This is a genomic window from Paenisporosarcina quisquiliarum (assembly GCF_043641925.1).
Classification (GTDB): domain Bacteria; phylum Bacillota; class Bacilli; order Bacillales_A; family Planococcaceae; genus Paenisporosarcina; species Paenisporosarcina quisquiliarum_A.
The window spans coordinates 47,670-56,761 of record NZ_JBHZRU010000024.1 but is presented as its reverse complement, the minus strand read 5'-3'; the positions used below and the strand labels follow the sequence as shown (position 1 = coordinate 56,761).

Here is a 9,092-nt window from a genome sequence, read left to right as displayed (position 1 = left end):
TAAGTTCAAGTTTGTTTTCGATACCGACAGGTGTCGGCGGAAGAAAACGTTTTTGCTCCGATCGCCTAAGCGATCATTGCTATATTTCGTTGACGTTTTGCTGTTCAGTTTTCAAGGTTCATTTGTTGGTCACTCTCGCGACAGCAACTTTTATATAATAACAAATTTGAAATTCAATGTCAACAACTTTTATTAACATTTTTCGTTTCAACGTTGCACTCAAATTAGCAACTTGATTAATATACCACCATATAAAAGCAGAGGCAACCCCTTTTTACAAAAAAAATAAAAAGCTAGAATTTCTTCTAGCTTTTCTATAAATCTTAGTCACGATGACGCATTTGAGGGAATAATAAAACATCTCTAATTGATGGAGAGTTTGTTAATAACATAATCAATCGGTCAATACCGATTCCTAATCCACCTGTTGGTGGCATACCGTATTCTAGAGCTTCAATGAAATCATCATCCATTTCATGCGCTTCATCGTTTCCTTCTTCTTTCTCGACAAGTTGAGCTTCGAATCGTTGACGTTGATCGATCGGATCATTTAATTCCGTGAAAGCATTTGCGTGCTCACGACGTACAATAAATAATTCAAAACGATCTGTGAAGCGACCATCTTCAGGATTTTTCTTCGCTAACGGAGAAATCTCTACTGGATGACCATACACAAATGTAGGTTGAACTAATGTTTCTTCTACTTTTTGCTCAAAGAATTCATTTAAGATATGTCCCGCTTCCATAGTAGGTTTCACATCAACACCATGTTCTTTAGCAAGAGCGTGAGCTTGTTCTTTTGTTACCGGTGCCCAGAAGTCTACTCCTGTAGCATCTTTTACAGCATCAGCCATGTGAAGTCGTTTCCAACCTGGTGACAAATCAATTTCATCTTTCCCATACATAACCTTCGTTGTTCCTAACACATCTTGTGCAACGTGAGAGATGACATTTTCAGTTAAAGCCATAATATCTTTATAGTCAGCATACGCTTCGTAAAGTTCAAGCATCGTAAACTCTGGATTGTGACGAGTCGAAATCCCTTCATTACGGAATACGCGACCAATCTCGTATACTTTCTCTAAACCGCCAACAATTAGGCGTTTCAAATGAAGTTCAATCGCAATACGCATATACAATGTCATATCAAGTGCATTGTGATGCGTAATAAATGGACGAGCTGAAGCTCCACCAGCAATTGAATGCATTAAAGGTGTTTCTACTTCTAAGAAGCCTTCTCCATCTAAATAACGACGCATGGATTGGATAATACGACTACGAGTAATGAATGTTTGTTTGCTATCTTCATTCGTCATTAAATCTAAATAACGTTGACGGTAGCGTTGTTCGACATCTTTTAAGCCGTGGAACTTCTCTGGCATTGGACGTAGTGCTTTTGTTAAGAACGTGAACTCTTTCGCTTTTACAGAAAGTTCTCCTACTTGAGTACGGAATACTGTTCCTGTAATTCCAACGATGTCACCTAAGTCAGCTGTGTCGAATAAATGATAAGCTTCCTCGCCAATCGCATCTTTACGAACATAAATTTGAATTTGACCACTAAAATCTTGAAGATGAGCAAATCCAGCTTTCCCTTTTCCGCGTTTTGTCATGATTCTACCGGCAATTGTTACTTCATGACCTTGTTCTTCTAAGTCTTCTTTTGATATTGCTTCAAATTCAGATCGTACCTCTTCTGATAAATGTGTTCTTTCAAAACGACCACCAAACGGGTCAAGCCCACTTTCACTTATAGAAGTCATCTTTTGGCGTCTCACCAAAAGTTGATCGTTTAATTCATCTAAATGAGACATATTCATTTCACTCCTTTTTTCTTTGATAGCTCCGATTAGCCATACATAATGAACTTATTGTACACAATTTCACAAAGGTCTTCACGCTTAATCGCGTTTTTCCTATAATTCTGTATGAATTTCTATAATTCCGAAGATTATATCTTCTATATAAAAGAGCTATCACAGAAAATGTGACAGCTCTTTCGAGTTTTATACAATACTTACTTCAAGTTCGCGATCAAGAGTCATGTGCTCGTCAGCGAAGTCATTAATAAATGCACGGAATTCTTGTGCCGATTCTGTTTGATTAATTAGGTTACGGGCTTTACCGTTTCCACGAATCCCTTTCAAGTACCAAGAAGCATGTTTTCTCATTTCACGAACAGCGATGTTTTCACCTTTCAGTGCAAGTAAGCGTTCGAAGTGTAATAAACAAACATCCATCTTTTCACGTACAGAAGGTTCAGGTTTTAATTCACCAGATTCTAAATATTCGACCGTACGATAAATCATCCATGGATCTCCTAAAGCTGCGCGTCCAATCATAACACCATCAACACCCGTTTGCTCAAGCATGCGCTTTGCATCTTGAGGAGTTTCAACATCACCATTACCAATTACTGGAATATTAACGTTTTCCTTCACTTGGCGAATGATATCCCAATCTGCGTGCCCTTCATACATTTGGACACGTGTACGTCCGTGGACAGCTACCGCCGATCCCCCAGCTCGTTCTATTGCTTGTGCATTTTGAACTGCATATAAATGGTCTAAGTCCCATCCTGTGCGCATTTTAACGCTGACAGGTTTCTTCACATTATCAACTACAGCAGCCACCATTTCATAGATCTTTTCAGGATCTAATAATAGTTTTGCTCCCGCTTCACATTTAATAATTTTAGAAACTGGACATCCCATATTGATATCAATAATATCTGCATTGGTATTTTGGTCAACATACTTTGCCGCTTCAACCAATGTTTCTTTATCGCCTCCAAAAATTTGAAGGGACAATGGATTTTCACGTTCATCAATATATAACATATTCATGGTTCTTTCGTTTTTTTGCACGATACCCTTGTCACTGATCATCTCTGCATAAACAAGTCCAGCCCCAAATTCTTTAACGGTCAAACGGAATGCTGAGTTACATATTCCAGCCATCGGTGCTAGAACAACTCGGTTATCCATGACATGGTTACCAATTTGAAAAGGTTTTTCATTGATTTTAGTCAATATTTCTCCTCCTTTCCTTTTTGACTTGTTTCTCCTAGTAACTCTTCTACCTCTATATGTAGCTCGGAAGCCATTATTTGTAATTGTTCTTCTGTCGGTACTCGAGTTCCGCGTTCAATCTGTCCTACCACGGATGTTGATATGCCAATTCTTTTGGCAAAATCCGTTTGTTTAATCGCCTTTAATTTTCTGAATGCACGAATGCGTCTACCCCATCGAATGTTTTCCATAAGTGCACGCCTTCTTTCTGCTCTTCCACATACTGACTGAAAGGCATACCCGTAATCGGATGATTTAAGTTAGGGTTCAGTTCTAATAAAGGAATGAGAACAAAACCTCTCTCATGCATACGTGGATGAGGGATAATTAAATTCTCTGATTCCATATTTTCATCATTATAGAGCAAAATGTCAAGGTCAATGCATCTAGGTCCCCATCTAAATTCACGGATACGTCCTAGAACTTGTTCAGTTTCTAAGCATATTGACAATATTTTGAACGCCGATAAATCACTCTGCACTTCGACAACCATATTTAGAAACGACGCTTGATCGGTAAAGCCAACAGGGGCTGTTTCATATACAGATGATATTCTCGAAATATGAAGGTCTTCTTGGTTCATTACAATACGGACCGCTTCTTGTAACATATCCAGACGGTCTCCCATATTTGAACCTAAAGATAGGTACGCTGTATTCATACAAATTCTCCACGTGTAATTTCAATCGAAACTGATTTATAGTGTCCCGGTATCGGCGGATCAGGCTTAATTAACACAACTTTACAACCTTTAACTAGTCCGTCAAAAGTAGACAAAATTTCGCTAGCGATTCGCTCTGCTACAGTTTCAACTAATTTCACAGGTTCTCCCTCAACGATGTCACGGCAAATGTTGAATGCTTCGGCATAATTGACGGTTTTTTCTAATTGATCCGTTTCGCCAGCTTCTTTTAATGAAAGAGCTAACGATAAACTAACACGAAATCGTTGACCTAATTTCGTTTCTTCTGGAAATACACCATGGTATCCCCAAAACTCCATTTCATTTACATGAATATAATCCATACAAGCGGCCCCCTTACTTTTCTACGAATACTTGTTTTCCAGTTAATACGTCCATCATTTTTACGGTACGCACAATTCCTTTTACGTCGTGGACACGCATAATATGACAACCATTCATAACACCGTAACTTACTGTCGCCGCTGTTCCTTCTAAACGTTCAGAAACAGGTAGGTCCAATACATTGCCAATCATCGATTTCTTCGATGTCCCCAGAAGTACTGGATAGCCCATCTCAGCTAAATCGGAAAGATGCTGCATCATCCAAATATTCTGTTCTGTCGTTTTTCCAAAACCAATTCCGGGATCTAACCAAATATGCTCTTCTGCTACTCCAGCATCTTTAGCAAGTTGCACACTTTCTTCTAAGTCGCTTCTTACTTCATTCCAAAAATCGTTGTATTCGGTATTTTCGCGATTATGCATCAGTATAATCGGGACTTGATACTTCGCAGCTACATGAACGATGGCTGGTTCTTTTTTCGCTCCCCAAACGTCGTTAATCATATGAGCCCCTGCCAAAATAGCTTGTTCAGCAACTTCAGCTTTATATGTATCGATTGAAATCATCACGTCTAATTCCTTACTTAATTCCGCAATGACTGGAATAACGCGAGCAATTTCTTGCTCTGTTGAAACTGGGTCATGTCCAGGGCGTGTTGATTCTCCTCCAATATCGATGATTTTAGCTCCGTCGTTCACCATTTGTTTAGCATGTAAAATCGCCGCATCAATCGCATCGAATTGACCACCATCTGAAAATGAATCCGGTGTTACATTCAAAATCCCCATCACGATTGTTTCTTTATGAAAATCAAGAACCATTCCGTTTTGTTCAAACCGTTTGGTGTAATGTGCTAGTTGCATGGTGATCGCTCCTATTCTAACTCGTTCACTTGTTGGATGTACTGTTGGTGCAACTTCTTATAAACTGATCCTTCATTGCCAGCGAAGGTTGTAGATTCTAGTGTTTTTATTGGAACTAACTCTTGAACAGCGTTGGTTACAAAGACTTCACTTGCCTGTTCCAAATCATTCGGTTCGAATAAACCCTCGATTACTTCGACACCTATTGAATGTGCAGACTGAATCACCCATGAACGAATGGTTCCAGCGAGAATGCCTGTTTCTAAAGAAGGGGTAAATAAAACGCCATCACGAACCCAAAAAATATTCGATGTAATTCCTTCCGCAACAAAACCGTTCTCCGTTAAAAAGAACCCTTCATGCACCGCTAAAGAAGGGAGTTCTAAACGCGCACGAACGTTATTAGCGTAATGGTGTGACTTATGTCGAGTAGCGCTTTCCGGTGTATTACGTCTCGTTTCTAACCATACAGCTGTTTTTTCAGTACCTCTAACATTGACTGGCAAAGGTTTTCGAAAAAGAATGACCGTTGGATTTTGGTATTCAGACGGTTGCAAACCAATGTCATGAACTCCAGCTGAAACATTTAATCGAAAATAGCCATCTTCACCGTTAGCACGGTGATTTAGTTCCATCACAATGCCAGAAATCATCTCGACATCCAGTTCTACCTGTAAATGAAAATCAACCAGCGCTTGCTTTAAACGCATTAAGTGCTCTTCAGCTAAAAAGATTTTACCGTTATACGTTCGGAAGGTTTCAAAAAAACCGAGGCCATATAAAAAGCCGTGGTCAAACGGGGAAATGCGAAGATCTTCCGCTTTTATGAATTCCCCGTTCATCCATGCCCACATTACACTTCCTGCTTCTTTGCCGTATGGCAATACGTTTGAATAAAGTTCTGCAATAACTTTTTGCCTTGTTCGGTCATAATCGATTCCGGATGATATTGAACACCCTCAACCGCTAATTCACGATGTCGAAGTCCCATGATTTCCCCTTGATCTGTCCACGAAGTGACTTCTAAACAGTCAGGTAAACTTTCTTTTTCTACGATTAACGAATGATAGCGTGTCGCGTGAAAAGGATTTGGCATCCCTGCATTAACCCCTTTGCCATCATGATGCATAAGCGAGGTTTTCCCGTGCATTAATCGCTCAGCACGAATTACATTCCCTCCGAAGGCTTGTCCGATCGATTGATGTCCTAGACAGACGCCGAAAATCGGGATTTTCCCTGCGAAGTGTTTAATCACTTGTAAACTAATCCCCGCTTCGTTCGGGCTACATGGACCTGGTGAAACGACGATCATAGCTGGGTTCATCTTTTCGATTTGTTCGAGTGTTAATTCATCATTTCTTTTAACAACAAGCTCTTGACCAAGCTCTCCAAAATATTGTACGAGGTTATAAGTGAATGAATCGTAATTATCAATCATTAAAATCATACGCTTCCCACTCCTTCTGCCATCGCTTTTGCTTGCCAAACCGCTTTTGCTTTATTTAACGATTCAATGTATTCATTCTCTGGGATTGAGTCAATAACGATTCCCGCTCCAGCTTGGATATGCGCCATGCCATCTTTAATAAAGGCCGTGCGAATGACAATGTTGAATTCTAAATCACCATTGTAACCAAACCACCCAATAGAGCCTGTGTACAACCCACGTCGAACTGGTTCTAACTCTTCGATGATTTCCATCGTACGAATTTTAGGCGCACCAGTGATTGTCCCACCTGGGAATACCGCACGAACCACTTCTGCGTTAGATGTATTAGGTGCTAGTGTTCCTCTTACGTTTGAAACAATGTGCATCACGTGCGAATACTTTTCGATAACCATGAATTCATTCACTTCGACCGAACCATACGCAGATACACGACCTAGGTCATTGCGCTCTAAATCCACTAACATCACGTGCTCTGCACGTTCTTTTTCGTTATCTATTAATTCTTTTGCAAGCAATTCATCTTCCGCTTCATCTTTTCCTCGAGGACGAGTACCAGCAATCGGTCTCGTCGATAATTCTTCGCCTTTTTTCTTAACAAGTAGTTCAGGTGACCCTGAAACGACCGCAAAATCAGGTGACTGAATAAAAGCCATATATGGAGATGGGTTAAATGAACGTAACGCCTCGTACATAGAGATTGGTGATACAGACAATTCCTTTGACTGACGTACCGATAGATTTACTTGAAATACATCGCCTTGCTCAATATACGTTTGAATTCGTCTAACAGCCTCTTCAAATACAGGACCCGTTACGGATACATGTAGCTCTGCATGATCTTCTTTAACTTCAGTTCCAACTCCTGGTGAAAAAACGCGTGTTTCAAAACCTTGTTTCACAGCAATTTTCCACCGTTCGATATCTTCATCTAATGTAGATGGACTAGATGCCAAACTCATCAAATGAAGCTGTTCTTTCGCTACATCTAAAACTGCCCATTGATCAAGTAAGTAAAAGTAAATATCAGGAATCTCCAAATCATCTTCCGTTTCATTTGGCAACACTTCGATTTGACGAGCGTAATCATAGGTAATAAAACCAGCCGCTCCGCCTTGGAAGTCTGGCAAATGAGCTTGATGCGCAAATCCATGTTCAGCGACTAGTTGTTCTACTAAATGTAGGGGTTCTCCCATTCGATTTTCGGATGAGCCGTCTCGCCATTCAATATGTAAACCCACTTCAACAGATTTCACAACAGCTAATGGATTCCAACCAGCTACACACAAATGCCCGCCTCTTCCACTTTCAAGTAATATATGATGTGATTCATTTTTCGTCAGTTCTTTGTATGCATCATAAAACTCATCTTTTGAACAAGTCATAGATGCTGTATGTAATGGAACACGCTCCATATTCAAACTCCTCCTGAATACAATTGTTGCTATCATCTTATCGTGAATCGCTGTTAAAACGCTACAAAAAAAGCACAGTTCGTCGTTTGAGGCGAGGCGATTAGAGTGGATTCTAGATTTCACTGGTTCCATTCTAGATTTCGACCGGTCCATTCTCCATTTCGGACGTGCTATTCTAGAATTCGTCAGGCTCATTCTTCATTTCACCCAGCACATTCAAAAATTCACTTTTTCCACACAATTAAAAAAGAGAGAACGTTTCCGTTCCCTCCTCAAATGTTCACTTATTAATCTTCAAATTGATAAAGTGGTGTACTTAAATAACGTTCACCGTTTGATGGAAGGATAGCCAAGACTTTTTTGCCTTTACCTAATCTCTTCGCCACTTCAACTGCCGCATAGATAGCAGCACCTGAAGATACGCCACCTAAAATACCTTCTTCACGTGCGACTTTACGCGCTGTTTCATAAGCGTCCTCATTCGATACTTGAATGATTGTATCGTAAATTTTTGTGTCTAAAATTTCAGGGACAAATCCAGCACCAATCCCTTGAATTTTATGCGGCCCTGGTTGACCACCTGATAGAATTGCCGAGTCCTTTGGTTCAACTGCAACAATTTCAATACCCGGGAAGTTCTTTTTCAAGACACCGCCTGCACCAGTAATCGTTCCACCTGTTCCGATTCCAGAAATAAAAGCATCCAAATGATCCATAGCTTCTACAATTTCAGGGCCTGTTGTTAATCGGTGCACTTCAGGGTTTGCTTCATTGTTAAATTGTTGTGGCATAAACCAGCCATTTTCTTCTGCTAATTCTGTAGCTTTAGCAATTGCGCCTTTCATGCCATCTGGACCAGGAGTTAATATTAGGTCAGCTCCATAAGCTCTAAGCAAGTTGCGTCGCTCTAAACTCATGGTTTCTGGCATAACTAAAACCGTCTTATAACCCTTAGCAGCTGCAATCATTGCTATCCCTATACCCGTGTTCCCACTTGTTGGTTCAATGATGGTATCACCGAGTTTAATATCTCCGTTTTGTTCTGCTGCTTCTATCATCGAAAGGGCAATACGGTCTTTCACGCTACTCCCCGGATTAAAATATTCTAGTTTTAAGTAAATTTCTGCGTCTTCAGGACCCGTTAAACGATTTAACTTTACGATAGGGGTTTTTCCTACTAAATCCGTAACTGAATTACCAATGCGAACCATGCGCTCACTCCTAATCCCAAGTATGTTAATGGGTTTTATTATATGCAATCGTATCAA

Annotated in this window: 10 protein-coding genes; all 10 read right to left on the bottom strand. The window is 40.1% G+C overall.

The window, feature by feature from the left end:
• Window positions 1–323: 323 nt before the first annotated feature.
• The 10 genes from lysS to cysK all read right to left on the bottom strand — a co-directional run bounded on the left by lysS (window position 324) and on the right by cysK (window position 9,035).
• A complete protein-coding gene (gene lysS, locus ACHUE4_RS15580) occupies window positions 324–1,814 on the bottom strand; it encodes a lysine--tRNA ligase (RefSeq protein WP_394191697.1) in 1,491 nt (496 codons plus the stop codon).
• A 192-nt stretch (window positions 1,815–2,006) separates the two neighbouring features.
• On the bottom strand, window positions 2,007–3,032 hold the full coding sequence (gene dusB, locus ACHUE4_RS15575; RefSeq protein ID WP_394191695.1) for a tRNA dihydrouridine synthase DusB: 1,026 nt from the start codon (window positions 3,030–3,032) through the stop codon (window positions 2,007–2,009).
• On the bottom strand, window positions 3,029–3,262 hold the full coding sequence (locus ACHUE4_RS15570) for a helix-turn-helix domain-containing protein (protein ID WP_394191693.1): 234 nt from the start codon (window positions 3,260–3,262) through the stop codon (window positions 3,029–3,031). The genes dusB and ACHUE4_RS15570 overlap by 4 nt, the downstream gene beginning before the upstream one ends.
• Window positions 3,214–3,732: a 2-amino-4-hydroxy-6-hydroxymethyldihydropteridine diphosphokinase gene (gene folK / locus ACHUE4_RS15565; protein ID WP_394191691.1), complete on the bottom strand. Its 519-nt coding sequence runs from the start codon at window positions 3,730–3,732 to the stop codon at window positions 3,214–3,216. Before folK ends, ACHUE4_RS15570 begins: the two co-directional genes overlap by 49 nt.
• A complete protein-coding gene (folB, locus tag ACHUE4_RS15560; protein ID WP_394191689.1) occupies window positions 3,729–4,097 on the bottom strand; it encodes a dihydroneopterin aldolase in 369 nt (122 codons plus the stop codon). The genes folK and folB overlap by 4 nt, the downstream gene beginning before the upstream one ends.
• Window positions 4,098–4,110: 13 nt before the next feature.
• Window positions 4,111–4,962 (bottom strand): dihydropteroate synthase, encoded by an 852-nt coding sequence (gene folP / locus ACHUE4_RS15555; protein WP_394191687.1) that lies wholly within the window; start codon window positions 4,960–4,962, stop codon window positions 4,111–4,113.
• Between the two features lie 11 nt (window positions 4,963–4,973).
• Window positions 4,974–5,816 (bottom strand): aminodeoxychorismate lyase, encoded by an 843-nt coding sequence (gene pabC, locus ACHUE4_RS15550; protein ID WP_394191685.1) that lies wholly within the window; start codon window positions 5,814–5,816, stop codon window positions 4,974–4,976.
• A complete protein-coding gene (pabA, locus tag ACHUE4_RS15545; RefSeq protein ID WP_394191683.1) occupies window positions 5,816–6,409 on the bottom strand; it encodes an aminodeoxychorismate/anthranilate synthase component II in 594 nt (197 codons plus the stop codon). The genes pabC and pabA overlap by 1 nt, the downstream gene beginning before the upstream one ends.
• Window positions 6,406–7,824 (bottom strand): anthranilate synthase component I family protein, encoded by a 1,419-nt coding sequence (locus tag ACHUE4_RS15540; RefSeq protein ID WP_394191682.1) that lies wholly within the window; start codon window positions 7,822–7,824, stop codon window positions 6,406–6,408. Before ACHUE4_RS15540 ends, pabA begins: the two co-directional genes overlap by 4 nt.
• Before the next feature lie 287 nt (window positions 7,825–8,111).
• The gene (cysK, locus tag ACHUE4_RS15535) at window positions 8,112–9,035 is read right to left on the bottom strand and encodes a cysteine synthase A (protein ID WP_394191681.1); all 924 of its coding nucleotides are present in this window, start codon (window positions 9,033–9,035) and stop codon (window positions 8,112–8,114) included.
• Window positions 9,036–9,092 lie beyond the last annotated feature (57 nt).